Origin of the sequence: Streptomyces sp. MK7, assembly GCF_032658145.1 — a bacterium.
GTDB lineage: Bacteria > Actinomycetota > Actinomycetes > Streptomycetales > Streptomycetaceae > Streptomyces > Streptomyces spiralis.
In genome coordinates this window covers 18,079-37,089 of record NZ_JAVACL010000042.1, presented here as the reverse complement: position 1 = coordinate 37,089, position 19,011 = coordinate 18,079, and the positions used below count along the sequence as shown (strand labels likewise).

15 protein-coding genes are annotated in these 19,011 nt (G+C 73.5%); all 15 read right to left on the bottom strand.

The genetic code is table 11. The annotated features are described in order from the left end of the window. Positions 1-11: 11 nt before the first annotated feature. Positions 12-1,715 carry a glycoside hydrolase family 13 protein gene (locus R2S09_RS32120; RefSeq protein ID WP_316744814.1) on the bottom strand — a complete coding sequence of 568 codons (1,704 nt, stop codon included), beginning with the start codon at positions 1,713-1,715 and terminating at the stop codon, positions 12-14. Next, positions 1,712-2,374, bottom strand: coding sequence for an aldolase (locus tag R2S09_RS32115; RefSeq protein ID WP_316744813.1), 663 nt, complete (start codon positions 2,372-2,374; stop codon positions 1,712-1,714). Before R2S09_RS32115 ends, R2S09_RS32120 begins: the two co-directional genes overlap by 4 nt. Further along, entirely contained in the window at positions 2,371-3,654 is a 1,284-nt protein-coding gene (gene otnK / locus R2S09_RS32110) for a 3-oxo-tetronate kinase (protein ID WP_316744811.1), read from the bottom strand. Before otnK ends, R2S09_RS32115 begins: the two co-directional genes overlap by 4 nt. After that, the gene (locus tag R2S09_RS32105; RefSeq protein ID WP_306191856.1) at positions 3,651-4,340 is read right to left on the bottom strand and encodes an aspartate/glutamate racemase family protein; all 690 of its coding nucleotides are present in this window, start codon (positions 4,338-4,340) and stop codon (positions 3,651-3,653) included. The genes otnK and R2S09_RS32105 overlap by 4 nt, the downstream gene beginning before the upstream one ends. Then, positions 4,337-5,290: a hypothetical protein gene (locus tag R2S09_RS32100; protein WP_316744809.1), complete on the bottom strand. Its 954-nt coding sequence runs from the start codon at positions 5,288-5,290 to the stop codon at positions 4,337-4,339. The genes R2S09_RS32105 and R2S09_RS32100 overlap by 4 nt, the downstream gene beginning before the upstream one ends. A gap of 60 nt (positions 5,291-5,350) precedes the next feature. Further along, positions 5,351-6,877 (bottom strand): FGGY family carbohydrate kinase, encoded by a 1,527-nt coding sequence (locus R2S09_RS32095; RefSeq protein ID WP_316744808.1) that lies wholly within the window; start codon positions 6,875-6,877, stop codon positions 5,351-5,353. Next, positions 6,874-8,907 (bottom strand): hypothetical protein, encoded by a 2,034-nt coding sequence (locus tag R2S09_RS32090; RefSeq protein WP_316744806.1) that lies wholly within the window; start codon positions 8,905-8,907, stop codon positions 6,874-6,876. The genes R2S09_RS32095 and R2S09_RS32090 overlap by 4 nt, the downstream gene beginning before the upstream one ends. Further along, positions 8,897-9,406, bottom strand: coding sequence for a hypothetical protein (locus R2S09_RS32085; RefSeq protein WP_316744838.1), 510 nt, complete (start codon positions 9,404-9,406; stop codon positions 8,897-8,899). The genes R2S09_RS32090 and R2S09_RS32085 overlap by 11 nt, the downstream gene beginning before the upstream one ends. Positions 9,407-9,566: 160 nt before the next feature. Beyond that, a complete protein-coding gene (locus R2S09_RS32080; protein WP_316744804.1) occupies positions 9,567-11,492 on the bottom strand; it encodes a glycosyl hydrolase 2 galactose-binding domain-containing protein in 1,926 nt (641 codons plus the stop codon). After that, positions 11,489-14,008: a glycoside hydrolase family 38 C-terminal domain-containing protein gene (locus R2S09_RS32075; RefSeq protein WP_316744802.1), complete on the bottom strand. Its 2,520-nt coding sequence runs from the start codon at positions 14,006-14,008 to the stop codon at positions 11,489-11,491. The genes R2S09_RS32080 and R2S09_RS32075 overlap by 4 nt, the downstream gene beginning before the upstream one ends. 63 nt (positions 14,009-14,071) lie before the next feature. Then, positions 14,072-14,650: an SIS domain-containing protein gene (locus R2S09_RS32070; RefSeq protein WP_306191862.1), complete on the bottom strand. Its 579-nt coding sequence runs from the start codon at positions 14,648-14,650 to the stop codon at positions 14,072-14,074. Further along, positions 14,643-15,689: an ROK family protein gene (locus R2S09_RS32065; protein ID WP_316744801.1), complete on the bottom strand. Its 1,047-nt coding sequence runs from the start codon at positions 15,687-15,689 to the stop codon at positions 14,643-14,645. Before R2S09_RS32065 ends, R2S09_RS32070 begins: the two co-directional genes overlap by 8 nt. A gap of 122 nt (positions 15,690-15,811) precedes the next feature. After that, positions 15,812-16,642, bottom strand: coding sequence for a 6-phosphogluconolactonase (locus R2S09_RS32060; protein WP_316744800.1), 831 nt, complete (start codon positions 16,640-16,642; stop codon positions 15,812-15,814). Then, complete coding sequence (locus R2S09_RS32055) at positions 16,639-17,697, bottom strand: BadF/BadG/BcrA/BcrD ATPase family protein (RefSeq protein WP_316744799.1); 1,059 nt, start codon at positions 17,695-17,697, stop codon at positions 16,639-16,641. The genes R2S09_RS32060 and R2S09_RS32055 overlap by 4 nt, the downstream gene beginning before the upstream one ends. After that, positions 17,697-18,956: a 6-phospho-beta-glucosidase gene (locus tag R2S09_RS32050; protein WP_306191865.1), complete on the bottom strand. Its 1,260-nt coding sequence runs from the start codon at positions 18,954-18,956 to the stop codon at positions 17,697-17,699. The genes R2S09_RS32055 and R2S09_RS32050 overlap by 1 nt, the downstream gene beginning before the upstream one ends. Positions 18,957-19,011 lie beyond the last annotated feature (55 nt).

Here is a 19,011-nt window from a genome sequence, read left to right as displayed (position 1 = left end):
GGTCAACCGGCTCAATGGCAGGGGTCGGGAAGGAGCCAGACGGCCGTGTCGGCCGGGATCGTCTGCCGGCCTGATGGGTCCTTCTCCAGGGGGCCGCTGGCCAGGACGACATCGCCCGCGGGCAGGGGTACTGACTCGCTGCCCAGGTTGAGGGCGCACACCAGGCCGGTGTCCCGCTGGAAGGCGAGGACCGCTGCCGCGGGGTCCGGCTTCAGCCAGGTCAGGTCGCCGGCGCCGCCGTGGCGTCGGCGCAGGCGCAGGGCTGCCCGGTAGAGACTGAGCACCGAATCGGGGTCGTCGCTCTGCGCGGCCACCGACCGCTGAGACCAGTCCGCGGGCTGCGGCAGCCACGGCGGCGCGGAGCCGAAGCCCAGCGAGGGCCCGGACCGCTGCCACGGGATGGGCACGCGGCAGCCGTCCCTGCCCTTCCTGGCCCGCCGTGAGCGCACCCGCACCGGGTCCTTGAGGACGTTGTCGGGCAGGTCGGCGACTTCGGGCAGGCCCAGTTCCTCCCCCTGGTAGAGGTAGGCGGCGCCGGGGAGTGCCAGCAGGAGAAGGGCCGCGGCGCGGGCCCTGCGCTGCACGGTCGTGGGGTCCAGCGGGGGCCGCGTGCCGTCGCTGAGCAGCCAGGCGTTCGGATCCGTGCCGGGGGGCAGGGCCAGCCGGGAGGCGTGGCGGACGACGTCGTGGTTGGAGAGCACCCAGGTCGGCGACGCGCCCACGGCGTGGGCGGCGGCGAGGGAGGTGTCGATGACCCGGTGCAGTGCGGACGCCTCCCATGGGGCCTGGAGGAAGTCGAAGTTGAACGCCTGGTGGAGTTCGTCGGGCCGGGTGTAGAGGGTCCGGCGGGGGCCCTCTGCCCAGGACTCGGCCACGGCTGCGCGTGGCGGCTCGTAGGTGTCGAGCAGGGTGCGCCAGCCGCGCAGGATGTCGTGGACCTCGTCGCGGTCCCACAGGGGGTGGTCGCCGTTGGCGCCGGCGCCCACGATGCCGTGGTGCACCTGGTCGGGGCCCAGGTCGCGCAGGGGCTCGACGAGGTCCTTGGCCATGCCGTGGGCGACGTCGATGCGGAAGCCGTCGACCCCGCGGTCGAGCCAGAAGCGCAGGGTCGACTCGAAGTCGGCCCGGACGTCGGGATGGCTCCAGTCGAGGTCGGGCTGTTCGGGGGCGAACAGGTGCAAGTACCACTGGCCGTCTCGAGTGCGCTGCCAGGCGCTGCCGCCGAAGACGGACTGCCAGTCGCTCGGCGGCAGGGAGCCGTCGGGTCCCTTGCCGTCACGGAAGATGTAGCGGGCGCGTTCCGCGGAGCCGGGGGGCGAGGCCAGTGCCTCACGGAACCACGGGTGCCGGTCGGAGGTGTGGTTGGGGACGATGTCCACGATGACGCGCAGGCCGAGCCGGTGGGCCTCGGCGACGAGTTCTTCCGCGTCGGACAGGGTGCCCAGGGCCGGGTCCACGCCGCGGTGGTCGGCGATGTCGTAGCCGCCGTCGGCCATCGGGGAGCGGTAGAAGGGTGTCAGCCACACGGCGTCGGCCCCCAGGTCGGCGATGTGCGCCAGCCTGGACGTGGCGCCGGGCAGGTCGCCGACGCCGTCCGCGTCAAAGTCGGCGAAACTGCGGACGTAGATCTGGTAGATGACGGCGTGCCGCCACCAGGGGTCGCGCCCGGCTCCGTGTGCGGCAGGCCGGGCGGCGGGGGCAGGGGAGCTTTTCATGCGGCCTCGCCTTCCTTGGGGCGGGCGGGCCAGTGCACGCTGTGCCGCTTGGCGAGGTCGGTGATCTGCGCCGGGTCCAGGGGGCGCGTTCGGCGGCCGTGCAGCAGCAGGTGCAGGCGTGCGGTCTCCTCCACCTCGATCGCCGACCAGACCGCCTGCTCCACGTCGGTTCCGGTGACGACGAGTCCGTGGTTGGCCAGCAGTGCCGCGCGGAAGGGGAAGGGGACGGCCTGGACATGGGCGGCAAGGGCCGGATCGCCGGGGGCCGCGTAGGGGATCAGCGGAGTGCGGCCCGCGCGCATCAGGAAGTAGGCGGTGAGCGGCGGGAGGCAGCTGTCGGGGTCGTCAGGTTCCAGGCAGGAGACGGCGACGGCGTGGGTGGAGTGCAGGTGGACGACCGCCCGTGCCGACGGGTCACGGGCGTACAGGGCCAGGTGCAGGGGCACCTCCTTGGTGGGCGGCGGTCCGGAGGTGTGTGCCCCGTCGGCGTCCAGTGCGGCCAGTTCTTCCGGGGTCAGTTCGTCCAGTCCGCGGCCGGTGGGGGTGAACAGGATGCCGTCGGGGGTGCGCACGCTGATGTTGCCCGAGGCGCCGGGGCTCAGGCCCAGCGCGTGCAGGCGGCGGCCGGCCTCGGTGACGGCACGGCGCGGGTCGTTCACTTCAGGGCCTCCTGGGCGGTGGTGAAGAAGTCCGGGGCGCCGAAGTTTCCTGATTTCAGCGCCAGGTTGACGGTGTGGCCTGCGTAGGTGGCGGAGGTCCAGGGAATGCCGGGGGCGGCGGCGGGGCCGATGCGCAGGCTTCGCAGGCCGAGAGCGGAGACGACGGCGCCGGAGGTCTCCCCGCCGGCGACGATGAGCCGCCGTACGCCGGCGTCGAGCAGTCCGCGGGCGCAGTCCGCCAGTGCGTGTTCGACGAGAGCGGCGGCCTCGGTGGCGCCCAGGGCCCGCTGGGCCTGCTCGACGCCGGCGCGGTCGTCGGCGCTGTGCAGCAGGACGGGCACGGCCGGGTCGAGGTGGTCGCGGGCCCAGGCCAGCGTCTTGGCGAGGGTGCCCGCCGGGTCCGCGCGCAGGTCCTCCCACGCGAGTTTGCGGTGCGGCAGACGGCGGCGCGCGTGGGCCGTCTGGTCGAGGGTGGCCACGGAGACGCTGCCGGCGAGGACGGCCGCGGGGCCGGAGGCGATCTCGATGCGGTCGGCCGGGGCCCGCTTTCCGGCTGCCCGGGGCGGGGGAAGAACATGGGCCAGGCCGGACCCTCCGGTGACCAGGCGCAGGTGGCGGGTGGCGCGTTCGATGACGGGCAGGTCCTCGTTGCCGGTGGTGTCGGCGATGACCATGCGTATGCCCTGTGCCGTCAGCCGGTCCAGATGGGCGCGGGCGGCTCCTTCGGGGGCGCGCAGCACGGCGTGCGGCAGCAGCCCGACCGGCTGGGTGCTCTGGGCGGCGAGGATGCGGCGCAGGTCGGAGTCGGTCATCGGGGTGAGCGGGTGGTGCCGCATGGCCGACTCCGACAGCAGCGTGTCGCCGACGAACAGGTGGCCCTGGTAGACGGTGCGCCCGTTGTCCGGGTAGGCCGGGCACAGCACGGTGCACTGTTCTCCGAGGGCGTCCAGCAGGGCCTCGGTGACCGGCCCGATGTTGCCCTGAGCGGTGGAGTCGAAGGTGGAGCAGTACTTGAACCAGTAGCGCTCGCAGCCGAGGGCGGTCAGGTGGCGCAGAGCGGCGAGGGAGGCGGCGACGGCCTCCTGCCTGGGCGCGGTGCGGGATTTGAGGGCCACCACGACGGCGTCGGCGTCGCGCTCGTGCGGAAGGGGCCGCTCGGGTACGCCGACGGTGAGGGTGGTGCGGAAACCGGCGGCGACCAGGGCCGCGGCGATGTCGGTGCCGCCGGTGAAGTCGTCGGCGATGCACCCCCACACGGGGTGGCCGCGGTGCCCGCTCACCGGGCGGCTGCCTGCGCGCCGGGCAGGGCGGCGAGTTGGGCGGCGCCCGACCGCGGGGAGGTGAGCACGGGGACGGTGAGGCGGTCGGTGGGCAGGCTGCCGACCGCCTGTGCCATGGAGGCCTGTGCGAGGACCAGGACGTCGGTGCGGGCGGCGAGCCGTTCCGCCTCGGCGGCGATCAGCCGGTCGTGCTCCGCCACGTCGCCCGCGCTGCGTGCTTCGTACGCTCCGGGGCATATGGAGGTGATCAGTTCGACGTCGGCGCCCTCCTGGGCGGCTGTGCGCCGGATCAGGTCCTCGGTGGGGCCGAGTGTGGAGGGCAGGGTGGCGAGGACGCCGATGCGGCGACCGGTGTGCACGGACTGCCGTGCCATGGGCTCGTCCACGCGCAGGACGGGGATGTTGACGTGCGGGCGGACGAGTTCGGCGGCGCCGCCGATGGAGGAGCAGGTCACAAGGACAGCGCTCGCGCCCGCTTCCTCGGCGAGCGCGGCGTAGGCGGCCAGGCGGCGCACCGTGCGGGGCAGCATGCCCTGGGCGACGGTGTCGGCGAGCAGGCTTTCGTCCACCACGTGGTAGGCGTCGACGCCGGGGGCTTCCTGCGGCAGAAGGGCGGCGAAGACGGCCGGCAGGGTGGTGACGGTGTGCAGCACGCACACCCTGGGCCGGTGGGTGGTGGTTGTCATGCCGCGCCTCCCGGCGCCGTGGCGGCCCGCGCCTGCTGCCAGGGGCGGCCGTACCGGTCGACGATGTCGGCGAGTTCGCGCAGCCGGGCGGCGGAGGCGCCGCGCAGCACGGGCAGCGGGTCGGGGCCGGCGAGGGCGTCGGTCCACAGGGCTCTGCCGGCCAGGAAGCCGGAGGCCCCGGCCTGGCAGACGGCTTTCACGGCGTGGGGGAACGCCTGCGGGTCGACGCCCTGGGAGAGCACCACCCAGGGGCAGTCGACCACGGCGTCGATGCGTTCGGCCTGCCGTGCGAGGTGGGAGATCGACCCGATGCCGCGGTCGGGCACCTGGCACTTGTACAGCGAAGGTCCCAGCGGGGCGAGTTCGGCGGCCGCCTCGACGATGGAGGCGTTCAGGTCGAAGGTGCCTGCCGCCTCCTCCGCGGGCGTGGGGCGGGTCACGGGCTCGAGCACGGAGGCCAGGCCTGCCTCGCGGCAGCGGGCGATGAACCGGGCGGCCAGTTCGACGCGCTGCTCGCGGCGCGCGTCCCGCCGCCAGACGACGAGCAGTTTGAGGGCGGCGGCTCCGTCGGCGCGGGCCTGTCCCGGGTCGACCTGCTCGTCCAGGTCGGTATCGGTGACGACGCCGCCGGGCTGGTCGAGTGCGTCCGCGGCGAGGACGAGGGCGCAGTCGGCGGGGAGCAGCCGGTCGGCCACGACCCGGTCGTGGCCGTATTCACGGTCGATGAGGAACGCGGAGGCCAGCGGGGCGAGTTCGCGGGCGACGGACAGTTTGAAGGCCACCATGGCCTCGTCGCTCACGTGGCCGTCGGCTATGTGCCGGCTCATCATGACGCGCAGTGACTCGCGCTGGTCCATGGCGATCATGGCGAAGGTGCCGGACGGCCGGGCGAGGGCGGCCGGGGCGAGCGATCCCGAGGCCAGCGGTGGGACGGGCTGGACGATGGTCACGGTGAGTACTCCATGAGGTGGTGGCCAGGGGGCAGAGGTGCGGATGCGGTTCGAGGGGGATCAGCGGCCCGCGCCGGGCGCCGGGCCCGCGCCGGGCCGGGATGCGGTGGCAGGGGCGGTGACGGTGGGCAGGAACACGCTCTGGTAGGCACGTCGGTAGGCGTCGGCCGCTTCGCGAGGAGCGTCCACCGGGCGGCGAGCGGCCACCGGCGCGGCGGGGTCGAGGCCGAGGGCGGCACCCGCCCAGGCGGCGGCGCCCAGGCATGCGGCATCGGGCGCGTCGCACATCAGGGTGCGCCACGGTGAGACGGCGGCCTTGATCGCCGTCCACGTCCGCTGGCGTACCGAGCCGCCGAGCAGGGTGAGGGTGTGCGGTGGTCCACCGGCCAGTTCCCCTTGCACTTCGGCCATCCAGCGGGCCTGGTACGAAGCGCCCTCGAGGAGCGCCTTGGCCACCTCGGGCAGCCCGTGGCGGGGCTGAAGGCCGTGCAGAGTCAGCCGCCGGGCGAGGTCCGGGTGCGGGGCGGAGCGGCCGTGGAGATACGGTTCGGCGCACACTCCGGTCGGCTCCTGCCCCGCCTGTTCGACGAGCGCGGCGAAGCGCCGGTAGCGCTCCTCGGGCGAGGCGTGGCCAAGGCCCAGCAGCCGGTCGCAGAACCATTCCACCAGGGCTCCGGAGCTCGACATGCCGGCGACCGTGCACCAGCGGACGCCGTCCACGTGCCGACCGTAGGACATGCCCTGGCGGCCGGTGGCTCGCGCGTCCGGCGCGGCGTCGGCCAACGTCACGACGGCTTCGGCGGTGCCCATCGAGTCGGCCGCCTCCCCGGCCGTCCGTACGCCCGCCGCCCAGGCTCCGACCAGGTGGTCGTGCCCGGCGACGACGACGGGCACGCCCGCCGTCATGCCCAGGGCGCCGGCGGCGGCGGTGCCGATACGGCCGACCGGCGCCCCTGGGGGGTGCACCGCCGGCATCCGGTCGGCGTCCAGGCCCGCGAGAGCGAGCAGGTCGGACCGCCAGACGCCGGTATGCACATCCCAGGCCATGGTGCGCTGGGCGAACGTGGCGTGGGTGCCGACGGCCCCGCTGAGGGCGTGGGCCACCAGGTCCGCCGCGCCGGCCCAGGTCCGCATGCGGCGCACCACTTCGGGGTGTTCCTCGCTCAGCCACAGCCACTTGGCCAGCGGCACCTTGGGGCTGGGCAGCACGCCGGTGGCCTCGTGCAGTTCGGCGGCGCCGTGCTCGCGGCGCAGGCGCTCGGCGTGGGCGGCCGGCCGCGGATCCGACCAGGACAGCGCGGGCAGCAGCGGGGTGCCGCCGGCGTCCAGCGGTGCGCCGGTCTCCGCCATGCCGGTGATCCCGACGGCGTCGGGGCCGTATCCGGCGGCGGCCGTGCAGGCGGCGAGCGCATCCAGGGCGGCGCCGACCAGCCGGTCCGCGTCGTGGGCGTGGCCGGAGGCGTCGACGGGCGTGCGGCGCTGGGCCTGGGCGAGGACGGTGCCGTCCGCCGTGCACAGCACGGCCTTGCAGTGCGTGGTGCCGACATCCACTCCGGCCAGCACCGGGGTGCGCCGCCTGCCGCTCATGGTGTCGGCCCGCCTTCCGGCCGGTCGGCGAGCTCGGGCAGCTCCAGTGCCGCCTCGGCCGCGTACAGCAGCAGTCCGGCGCACCAGGCGTGCGAGAGGGTCAGCAGCATGCCTTTCGCCTGGAAGCAGGAGGTCTGGTAGAACCGCTCGCTGACCATGCCGCGGTAGGCGTCGAAGTCGCCGTCCTCGCGGGCGACGAACTGCCGGAAGCAGTCGAGGTTCTCCCGGGTGGACTCCAGGTAGTAGCGGTCGCCGGTGCGCCGGGCCAGGCGTGCCATCTCGGGCAGGCACACCAGGCCGTAGGAGTGCAGGTGCTGGTTGGAGGGGGAGGCCTGGTCGCCGCCACGGGTGCGGAAACCGTAGCGGCCCAGCAGGGTGCGCGGGGAGAATTCCACGTCGTACGTGTAACGGAAGGTCAGCATCCAGTCGGCGCTGCGGCGCGCCAGGTCGAGCCATTCGGGTGTGCCGTCGGCCTCCAGCAGCGCGGTGTAGGCCATGACCGCGGTGTAGCCGTCCTCGGAGGTGGGGGCGAGATCGACGTCCTCGGGGGCCCCGCACAAAAACTCCGAGCGCACGTCACGGGCGTAACAACGCCCGGCGCGGCGGGCCGCCTCCAGGTGGCCGGGCAGTCCGAACGCCTCGGCGGCCTCCACCAGAGCCGGCACCCAGGTCAGCCCGGCGGCCCCGGCGCGGGAGAGGACGGCGCCGGTGGCCTGGTGGTAGGCGGAGCCGAGGTGGCCGTCGGCGTCCTGCGCGGCGAGCGCGACGGCGAGGTTGCTGCGCACCGCGTGCTCCCAGGCGGGGTGGTCGCTGCCGTGCCGCCGCTCCTCGGTGAGGGCGCGGAGCATGAAGAGGGTGGCCTCGGCGAGGGTGCGGGCGTGCAGCCGGTCGCGGTCGGGGTGCCAGCCGGTGGTCCAGCCGCGCGTGGCCGTCCACTGTCCCCAGAAGGTGCCGCCGGGGGCCAGATGGCCGGCGATGTGGTCCAGTACCGCCTCCGCCGCCTTGCGGTAGTCGGCGCGGCCGGTGCGCCGGGCGTGGCGCAGCAGGGCGTACGCGTACGGCACTCCGCTGACCCAGCCGACGTGCATGGCCTGCCGGTCGCCGCGTTCGCCCAGCGCCTCGCGGTCGAAGGCGGCGGTCTCCAGCAGCACCGGCGGATCGGGTCGGTAGTGCCAGCGGTACAGGCCCCAGGCGGCCAGGTCGGCGGCCTCCCCCAGGCCCACCCAGGCCGCCGGGCCGCGCTCGGGACGGTCGCGCTCGTGCACCTCGCGCAGCACCGGGGCGTAGGCGTGCGGGTCGGCGTCGAGCAGGCCGATGCGGAAGGTGACGGTGCGGCTCTCCCCCGGTTGCCAGGTGTGCAGCCGGGCCTCGGCGGGCAGCGGCTGCGCGGAGCCGTAGTAGACGACCGGCTCTTCGCGGTAGGGGAAGTGCAGGCGCAGGGCGGGGCGCGCGGTGTCCGGGTCCAGGGACAGGCCCACGCCGGACAGACCGAGTTCACTGCGTTCGCCGGTCACCAGCACCGCCCCTCCGTGGGTGTCGCGGGCGAAGACGGCGGGGGTGGCGCAGCGGTCGGCGCGGAAGGCCCAGGTGTGGCTGACCATGGCGTCGGGGTCGTCGGCGCCGGCCTCGAAGCGGGGGAAGACCCGGTCGCAGTCGGGTACCCGGTTCTCGCCGTAGAACAGGCCCGGTATCAGCCAGCCAGGGTCGTCGATGGTTCCCAGCTGGACCTCGACGCGCAGGCCGGCGGTGGCGGGCTGCTCGCCGGTCCGCGTGACGGTGAGTGCCATCTCGCGCAGCCCGGCCGCTCCGGCGGGTGGGGCGAGCACGGCACGGGCGCGGAAGCCTGCGGCCTCACCGGTCAGCACCATGGAGTCGTCGGCGGCGTCGCTGCTCTCCTCGACGGGTACGGGCACGGCAGTGCCGTTCGCGTCCAGGAGGGCCACGAGATAGGGAAGCCGGACGCATCCGCCGTCGGCCTGCGTGCGCAGCTCCACTGCGGCGGCTCGGCCGGAGGTCACGTCAACGGACATGGCGTTCTCCCGTGTTCCAGCCCGATACGCGCACGACCCGGTCGTCGGGAGGCGCCTCGCGCCACACCACGTCCACGGATGTCTCCTCTCCGGGCAGCAGGTCGATCACGTTGTCGCCGAACACCGCCCAGCCCGGGCGGTCGTAAGGGCGTGCGTCTTCCAGGAGCAGACCGGTCGCGGCGGGGCCGTCCACATGCCGCAGCCGGATTCTGCCCCGGTCGTCGCTTCCCTCGTGGGGTTCGGCGACGGCTTCGATGCGTGCGGGTGGCAGATCGAGCAGCGGGGCCAGGTCGGTGGTGCGGCTGCACAGGTAGCGGTTGCCGGCCAGTGGTGTCCCGGCGCCGTCGTACAGGGCCAGGTCGAGGAAGAAGACGTCGGTGCAGACGGCTTCGAGGGGGGCGCAGAGGGTGCCCAGGTGCAGCGGCCGGCCGGGCTCACCGGCTGCCGTCGGGGTGAGCGGCCAGGTGCGGCGGGCGGCCTCGGTGCCGTGGGCGTCCACGATCCGGGCCACGGCCGTGCCGGCGGGCAGCGATGCGGTCGCCCACGCCCACACCTCGGCCGTCACCGTCTCGCGTCCGCCCCAGGCGGGTCCGGTGAAGGCGGCGCACACGTGCAGCGGGCCGTAGGCGCGGCGTACGCCGTGATAGGCGGGCTTGGGATCACCGCGGTGGTCGACGGCCGCCGTGCACCAAGCGTTGGGGACGGGCTCGTTGAACTGCCAGGGAAGGGTGCCGCTGCTTCTGAAGGCGCGGCGCCGGTTGGCTTCCAGGGCGTAGCGCAGCCCGTCGTACTGCAGATGCTGGCTGGCGCGCCGCATGGTGTCGACGTCGTCGATGCGTGCGCCGAAGGAGTCCTGGACCAGCGAAGCGTTGTTCCACCAGGCGCCGAGGTGGGCGTAGAGCGGGTTCTCGCGGCCGGCGGGCCAGCGGTCCGCCGCGTCGGGGAGAAGGTGTTCGAGGGTGCGGCGGTTGGCCATGCCCTCGACGCCGAACTCGCTGTGCAGCAGGCAGGTTCCGGAGTCGTACAGGCGGTTGTGCTCCACGAGGCCCTGGTGTTCCCAGGGTCCGTGGACGTCGTGCAGGCCGTCCGGGTTGCGGGCGATGTTGTCGGCCCGGTTGAGGAACTCCACGCCGGAGGGCGAGCTGGGCAGCCAGGCCCGCTCGGGGTCGAGCCGGCCGATCGCGTCGCGAAGGGCGCGCAGCACAGGGGGCGGACTCGTCCAGGGGGTTGCCCTTCTCGTCCTGCAGTTCGTTGCCTCCGCACCACAGCACGAGTGAGGGGTGGTGGCGGCGCGGCGGTACGACGGCGTGCGCCTCGCGCACCATCAGGTCGACGAACTCCGGGTCCGAGGCCGGGGTGGAGGCCATGCCGGAGCTGGACATGCTGAACTCCTGCCAGACCATCAGGCCAAGTTGGTCGCAGAGGGTGTAGAACTCCTCGGTCTCCAGCAGTCCCCCGCCCCATACGCGCAGCAGGTTGACATGCGCGGCACGGGCCAGGTCCAGCAGGTGGGCGAGCTTGGCCGGGCGCGGGACGCCGTACTGGGCGTCGAGGGGCACCCAGTTCCAGCCGTTGGCGTACAGGCGGCGGCCGTTGACGGTGAGGGTGTAGGGCAGCGCGTCCTTCGGGGCACCGTCGTTGGGGACCAGTTCGACGCGCCGGAAGCCGACCTGGAACCGGCGCGTGGTGGTGTGCGGCCCCGAGGTGAAGGTGACCTCCACCTCGTGGAGGTGTTGCTCGCCCGCGCCGTTGGGCCACCACAGCCGTGGCTGCGGCACGCTCAGTTCGATGTGCGCGCCGGCGTCCTCGGTCATGCCCGTGAGGTCGCGTTCGGTCTCGGCGACGACCCGGTCCCCGTCGCGCACTCGTACGGCCAGCCGGGTGCCGTCGGGTGCGCGCTGCCCTTCGGCGAGGGTGAGGTCGGCCTCGATGCGCACGGCGCCCTCGCGCAGCCCTTCGGTTCCGGGCCCGAGCGAGGCGCTCGCGGTGACGCCGCGCAGCCGCGCCGGCCCGCTCACCACCAGCCGGACACCGCGCCAGACGCCCTGGTGGACCATGGGCGGGCAGAAGTCCCACCCGTAGCCCATGCGCGCCTTGTGCACGCGGACCCGGTCGGTGCGGCCGACCTGCGGCTCGCTCTGAGGCGCGGGGTGCACGACGACGGCCAGCAGGTGCTCTCCCCCGCCGCGGACCAGGTGGGTGATGTCGGCCTCGAAGGGACGGAACATGCCTTCGTGGCGGACGACGACGGTGTCGTCGACGAGCACGGTGGCCTCGTGGTCGACACCGTCGAAGCGGAGCACCGCCCGTTCGTGCGGCTCCAGCGGGGGCAGCGTGAAGGTGCGGCGGTAGGCCCAGTTGCGGTTGGGCACCCACTCGCTCAGCAGGCTGTTGCGGCCGACGTACGGGTCGGGGACCTCGCCGGCGCGGTGCAGGTCGTCCAGGACGCTCCCGGGGACGCGGGCCGGGAGCCAGCCGGCCGTCGTGAACGGCTTGTGGGGGCCGATGTGCCACTGCCATTCGTCCCCGACGAAGCCGCGCAGCTGCCAGGCGCCGTCGGCGTCGTCCAGCACTGTCTCGGTCATCCGGCGGCCTTCCCCGCCGTCGCGCCCGCGCCGCCGGATTCCTGGCCGGCGCCAGCGGGGGCCGTCCCGATGGGCTCGTCCAGCGGCCACTCCAGCAAGTCGGTCTCGGTGACCGGCTGTTCCGGGTCGAGCGGCACCCGGAAGGTCTTGATCTCCGCCGGGCCGAAGTCGGCCTCGACCGAACGGGAGAGCAGCGGCAGGTCGATCGTCGTGCGCACCGGCTGCCCTGCCGTCTCCACGGCCCTGACGACGAGGGCGTCGCTGTCGTCCTCGTCCCCCTTGACCACGCTGACGACCACCGAGTCCGCCGCCACCTCCACGTATCCGCTCCTGCTGGGCAGCGGGCCGGGGTGGTAGGTCTCCAGCAGCGGGAAGGCGGGCTGGTTGAGCTGGGCGGCCAGCCGTACCGTGCCGGCGGCGCGCCAGTCCCCGGCGTGGGGCACCAGGCGGTAGCGGAACTCCTGGCGGCCCTGGTCGAGGTACTCGTAGACGCCGTCCTCGGCCAGTCCCATCGGCTCGTGCCAGGCGTAGGCGGGGCTGCGCAGCGCGGTCATGCCGATGGTGCCGCCGCGCGCGTCGTGGCCGTACTTGCCGTCGTTGAGCACGGAGAGTCCGGCCCGGCGCCCGTCGGGCAGCGTGCCGCTGACGTCCACCCACGCCTGCGCGGACTCCTCGGCGCCGTCGGCGGGGCGCTCGATGTGGCCGTAGGGGATCTCGAAGGTCGCCGACGCGGTGTCGATCGCGGTCGGGAAGCGCAGCTTGAGCAGGCGCAGGCGCTCGTGCCAGTCGACGACCGTGCGCACCTCCAGGGCGCGGGCGCCGGCGGACAGGACCAGTTCCTCGGCGAGAGTGGAGTTGCCGTATGTGCTCTCCACCCGGAGCACCGCGCGCACGGGGCCGTGCTCGATGAGGCGCACGCGGGTGCACCCGAAGGAGCCGAGCTCCTTGTCGTAGGCGTCGATTCGGTGGCCCCAGGTGTCGGAGGGGTCGTCCACGACGACGGCGTGCGGGCCGGGGGCCTCGGGCAGCAGCTCGGCGTCGTTGTCCTTGTCGTACAGGCGGCGCAGCCAGCCCGTCGACGGATCGACCTCGACCAGGAGGTGCTCGTTCTCCAGGACGGTGTCCGTGGCCCGTACGGCGGTGCCGGGTGCGGACTCGCCGGGCAGCAGCCGGTAGACGCGGTAGCCCAGCGGCGGGATCTCGGCGCGGAACGCGAGGCGTCTGCGGCTGCCGGCCATGGTGGCGTACGAGCGTGTGCGCTGCACGGGCACGTCGGTGCCCTCGTCGTCCACCATGCGGGCGGGAGCGTTGCCGGGGAAGCCGGTGAACTCGAACTCGACGTCCTCGGTGAGCGTCCAGGGATGCGGGTTGAAGACGACCAGCGGGTACATGTCCGCTTCGGCCGGGATGTCGATGAGCCGGCTGATCGACTGGACGGCGCGGTTGAAGGCGGTCGCGGCGATCGAGCAGGCGTGGCCGTACTGGTCGCGGCTGTCCTCGTAGGCCGGGGCGATGGACGTGCCGGCGAGGATGTCGTGGAACTGGTTGAACAGCACCAGCTGCCAGGCCTCGGTCAGTTCGGCGCGCGGGTAGGGGACTCCGGCGACGACGCGGGCGACGGCCGACCACTTCTCGGCCCGCTGCAGCAGGTTCTCGGCGCGGCGGTTCCACCGCTTGACACCGGAGTGCGCGGAGTAGCAGCCCACGCCGTGGTGCTGGAGCTCGCCGGTGTGGACGGGTATGTCGTCGCGGTCGCGGACGGCGTCGAAGAAGGCCTGGGGGTGGCTGAGCGGCAGGCGCGGCAGCCCGCCGAGCTCGTCGAGCCGGCGGATGCTGTCGAGATTGGCCTTGGTGGGGCCGCCGCCGTGGTTGCCGACGCCGTAGAAGATCATCAGCTCGGGTTCGTCCGGCGGCATCACGGCCAGGGACTTGTCGATGTGGTTGCCGATGTCCGAGCCGGGCGTGCAGTACTCGTGGGGGATGCGGTAGGCGAGGACCCGCGAGCCGTCGGCGGACTCCCACCAGAAGTGCTGGCCGGGCAGCGGCAGTTCGTGGGGGCCTGGGCGCAGGAACGTGTAGGAGTCGATGCGGCTCTTGCGCAGCAGCTGCGGCAGTGCGGCGTTGTGTCCGAACGGATCGACGTTGCAGCCCACCGTGGCCACGATGCCGAAGCACTCGTGCAGGTAGCGCTGCGCGTACAGGGCCTGGCGTGCGAAGGACTCGCCGCCCGGGATGTTGCAGTCGGGCTCGATCCACCAGCCGCCGACGATCTTCCAGCGTCCTTCGGCGACCCGCTTGAGGATGGCCTCGAACAGCTTGGGGTCGCTCTCCTCGACCCACTTCAGGTACAGCACCGAGTCGCAGGTGAAGACGAAGTCCGGGTACTCGTCCATGCGGTCGATGGCGGACTGGAACGTGGCCCGCACCTCCTGGTAGCCCTCGGGCCACTGCCAGAGCCAGACGGGGTCTATGTGTGCGTTGCCGACCATGTGCATGGTGCGCTGACGGGGTCGCATGGGTGTTCCTCTGCTGGGGCGTGCGGCGGTTTCAGGGGCGGGCGGTGGACGGGGGTAGCGGGGTCAGGCGGGGGTTTTCTCGGCGGCCCAGGCGTCGATCTGCTCGCTGAGCAGGTGCAGGAGCAGCAGGTGCATCTCCTGGGTGCGGGCGGTGGTGGTGGAGGGGACCAGCAGCGCCAGGTCGGCGTGTTCGGCGGCCGGCCCTCCGTCGCCGCCGCCGAACAGGACGGTGAGGGCCCCGCGGTCGCGGGCGGTCTTCAGCCCGCGCACCACGTTCTCCGAACGGCCGGAGGTGGTGAACGCCAGGACCATGTCGCCGGGGCCCGCGAACGCCTCGATCTGCCGCGAGAAGAGGTCGTCGAAGTCGTAATCGTTGCTGATGCAAGTGGTCACGGACGGGTCGACGGACAGGGCGAGCGCGGGCAGCGGGCGGCGCTCACGCAGGTAGTGGCCGACGAGCTCCGCGGCCAGATGCTGGGCGTCGGCCGCGCTGCCGCCGTTGCCGAAGGTGTACAGGCGCCCGCCGGCCTCGTAGACCGCCACCAGGCGCCGGGAGATCTCCAGCAGCTGCGGCAGAAGTTGCTCGACGCGGCGGGCAAGCTCGACGTGGTCGGTCAGTTGCTGCCCGGGATCCTTAGCCATGGAGGCGGTTTCCTTCCGGTCCGTGGGGTCGGTGGGTGGTGGTGACGACTCGTTCGAAGGCCACGGCTGCCGCCCCGAGGACGCCGACCCGGTCACCGCCGTGGGCCTCTTCGATGCGCACCGCACGCGCGGCCGGACCCATCGCCCGCTCGCGCACGATGCGGCGGACAGGAGCGAGGAGTTGCTCGCCGGCGCGCGTGACGCCTCCACCGAGGACGACGAGCTGGGGTTCGAAGACGTTCACCAGGGAGGTGACTCCGCAAGCCAGGGCCTGGGTGGTGGCCACCCACACCTGCGTGGCGACGGCGTCCTGCGCGGCGGCCTCCCGCGAGACGTCCTCCGCTGTGAGGGGTGAGCATGCCGAGAGCGTGGTCGGCCGGCCGGCGGCCTCGGCCTCGGCGACCGCCTCGCGGGCCCGTTCGGCGATGGACGTGCCGGAGACGTAGGCCTCCAGACAGCCGGCGCGTCCGCAGCCGCGGCAGTACCGGCCGTTCCGGTCGACCGTCACGTGCCCCAGTTCTCCCCCGTTGCCGGCGGCCCCCCGGTACGTGCGGCCGTCGACGACGACGCCGCCGCCGACTCCCGTGGAGACGGTCAGGTAGATCATGTGGCGGGTGCCGCGACCGGCCCCGAAGCGGTGCTCCCCCGCCGCGGCGGCGGTGGCATCGTTGTCGAGGACGGCCGGGAGCCCGTAGCGGTCCTCGGCCAACCGGGTGATCGGTACGTCGATCCAGCCGGGCAGGTGCGGGGGGCACAGCAGCACGCCCGCCTCCGGGTCGAGCGGGCCGCCGCAGCCGATGCCGACGGCGGCGATGTGCTGCGGGGCGAGCCCGGACTCGTCCACCGCCTTGTGCCCCAGGTCGAACAGGCGGGCCAGGACCGCCTGGACGCCTTCCTGGACCAGGGTGGGCGTGGCGAGGAAGGAGTGGACCGTTCCGTCGGCGCCGACGACTCCCGCCGCCAGTTTGGTGCCGCCGATGTCCAGGCCCAGGACCGCCGAGGTGGCCTCCGCGGCTTCGGAGTTGTGTTTCGCTGCCACAGATCTTCCGTCCGTTGTCGTAGTGCCTGTGTGGTGACCCAGTGCTGACCGGATGTGGCATCGTTCCCACATGAGAACGTACCCATAGCGATCAGGCCCGTCAACCAGCGAGCGGCAAGTGATCAGGAATCCAACTGGTGCGGGCTGCTCGGGGATTCGGCGACCGCCGAGTCGCCGGCCGCCGCCGGATCGGTCCATATCTCCGCCTCCCGCGAGGCGTGCACGATCGTCGCGGGCCAGTCGGGCTCCCACCGCCCGGCGGCCCGCACGCGCGCGACGCTCTTCGCCTTGTCCGCCCCGGTCGCCACGAGCCGTACCCGCCTGGACAGCCCGGCGATCGTCGCCGGTCCCACGCTGACGCCCCGGCGCGGCACCTGATCCAGCGTCCCCAGATGCGGGAAGGTGACCAGGTTGTCGCGGCGGGTGGACTCGGCGAGCCGGATCACACGGGTGCCCTCGGCCAGGCCGCAACCGGGCGGGTTGAACGCGACATGGCCGTCGGAGGCGCCGGTGGCCAGCAGGAACAGGTCGATCCCGCCGGCAGCCGCGATCCGCTCGTCGTAGCGCGGCGGGTCGCCAGGATCGGGAACCCACACGTGCTCCTCCCGGATGCCGCGCCCCGGGCCCACCGCCCGGCTCCACGGCTCGGCGATCCGCAGGCGGGCGAAGCGCTCGCAGCTGTGCAGCGCGTCGGCTGGCACCCGGCGCACCGGTCCAGGCACGTCGTCCAGGTAGTCGTCCATCATCACGATCACGACGTGCGCCAGGTCCATGGGTGCGGAGCGCAGCCGGCCGGCGACGGCCTCGTACGTCCCGATCAGGCTGCGACCGCCGGGGCAGCCGAGCAGATACCGGCGGCCCTGTGCCGCGGCGTCGGCCATGCCGGCGACGATCTCGGCGGCCAAGGCCGCCCCGAGCGCTTCAGCGTCGGGGAACACCGTGAGCAGGCTCATCGTGTCACGTCCTCCGCCGCGACCCTACGCGGCCTCTCTTGCGCCCCGGCCCGACGCGCCATCTCCTCCGGTGCGGTCATACGCGGTTCGGCGTCGCGGAAGGCACGCCACACGGTCTGCGCGGACGCGCCCGCCGCCACCCGGTCCAGCCCGAGCAGCGCGGCACCGGCCACGGGGGGCGCGTCCGGGACGGCGATCCGGAACTCCTCGTCCAAGCCGGGCGCGGCCGCGCGGAGCGCGGCGAGCATCCGGCCGTCCGGGTCCCGGAACAGCCCGCCTCCGAGGACCAGGGTCCAGTCGGCCGGGACCGGCGCGAACCGCCTGTGTGCGCTGCGCGCCAAGGTGGCGACCTCCACGGCCAGGCCGTCCACAAGGGTGACGGCCACCGGATCGCCGTCGCCGGCCAGGGAGAGCACCACCGGGACCAGCACACCCAACTGGCGCTCCGTCAGCTCCTTGGCCAGGAGCCGCTCGGCGACCTCGCCGACGGACGTGACGGCAAGACGCTCGCAGACCGCCTGCCGCAGTCCGGTGGCCGGGCCGCGACCGTCCTCGTCCCGCGCCGCGGCCCGGACCGCCTCCCGGGCCAGGAGGTCGCCCGCACCACTGAGGTCACCGCTCTGCCAGCCCAGCCCGGGGAACTCGAAGCGGCGGCCCTCGGCACGCGCGACGCATTTCAGTCCCGCCCCGCACACGACGCCCACCGCGCGAGCGCCCGGCTCGGCACCGGTGCGCAGCAGTGCCCAGGCGTCGTTGCACACCTCCACCGAACCCCAGGCCCGTTCGGCCGTCAGCGCCGTGTGCAGGGCCTCGACCTGTACGGGCAGATCGGCCCCGGCCAGGCAGCAGGCGGCGTGCGCGCCGGCGAGTTCGCCCGGATCCAGTCCGGCGTCGTGCGCGGCCGCGGTGGCCAACTGTGTGACGACGGCAGCGCTTTGCCGCGGTCCGAGGGCGCTGCCCGGCCCGCGCACCCAAGACAGCAGCGATCCTTCCTCGTTCAGCAGCGCCACGTCGGTCTTGGAGTTGCCGCCGTCGACCGCGAGGACGAGGGCCATCACACCGCCCACGGCAGGTGGTCGCGGTTGGCGGCGAGGATCAGGTCGGTCAGCCGGTCGGCGACGTCGTGCTGACCGATCAGCGGGTGGGCCAGCAGGGCGCGGAACACCCGGTCGCGGCCGCCGTGCACGGCGGCGTCCAGTGCCAGATGCTCGTAGGCCGTGACATGGGCGACGAGCCCGGCGATCAACGGTTCGAGCGGCTCCACCGGCAGAGCCACCGCCTCGTTCTCGCCGACCGTCGCGGGCACCTCGATGACGGCGTCGTCCGGCAGGAACGGCAGCGTCGTGCCGTTGCGCAGGTTGACGACGTGGGTGCGACCGTCTCCGCCTTGCAGCGAGGCCATCAGGTCCAGCGCGGCGTCCGCGTAGAAGGCACCGCCGCGCCGGGTCAGCAGCTCGGGCTTGGTCTCCACTCGCTCGTCGGCGTACCGGGCCAGCAGTTCGTCCTCGATCTCCATGACTTCCTGGGCGCGGACGCCGTCCTTCTGCTGCCGTGCGACGACCTCGTCGTGGCTGTAGTAGTAGTGCAGGTAGTACGACGGCACCGTGCCGAGGCGGCGGACGAGGCCGGCGGGAAGCCCCGTGGCCGGAGCAACCCGGTCGGCGTGCTCGGCGAGCAGGCGCGGCAGCACGTCGGTGCCGTCGAGCAGCACCCGGCGCTCCCACGTCAGGTGGTTGAGACCCACGTGGTCGAGCGTGATGCGGTCGGGGGTTACGCCGAGCACCTTGGCGAAGTGCCGCTGGAAGACCGCCGCCGCGCTGCACAGTCCGACCACGCGGTGGTGTCCGGCCTGCAACAGGGCGCGGGTGACGATGCCGACCGGGTTGGTGAAGTCGATGAGCCACGCGGTCGGGTTGACCGCCCGTACCCTCTCGGCGATGTCGAGCATCACCGGCACCGTCCGCAGCGCCTTGGCCAGCCCGCCCGCGCCCGTGGTCTCCTGCCCCAGGCAGTCGCACCGCAGCGGGAGGGTCTCGTCGCGCAGACGCGCGGTCTGCCCGCCGACGCGCAGCTGCACCAGGACGATGTCGGCGCCCTCCACCGCAGGTTGGAGATCGGTGTGCGTGGTGACGGCGGCCGGATGGCCGCCGGCGGACAGCATCCGCCGGCTCATCCCCGCGAGCACGCCGAGCCGGTCCTGAGAGACGTCCTGCAGCGCCAGTTCCGTCACCGCCAGGCGGTCTCGCAGGCGTATCAGGCCGTCGACGATCTCGGGGGTGTAGGTCGAGCCGCCCCCGACGATGGTCAGCTTCACGTTCTGCCTTTCGGGCCGCCGGCGGCGGCCGGTTCTCGTCGTGCCCTCACGTCGG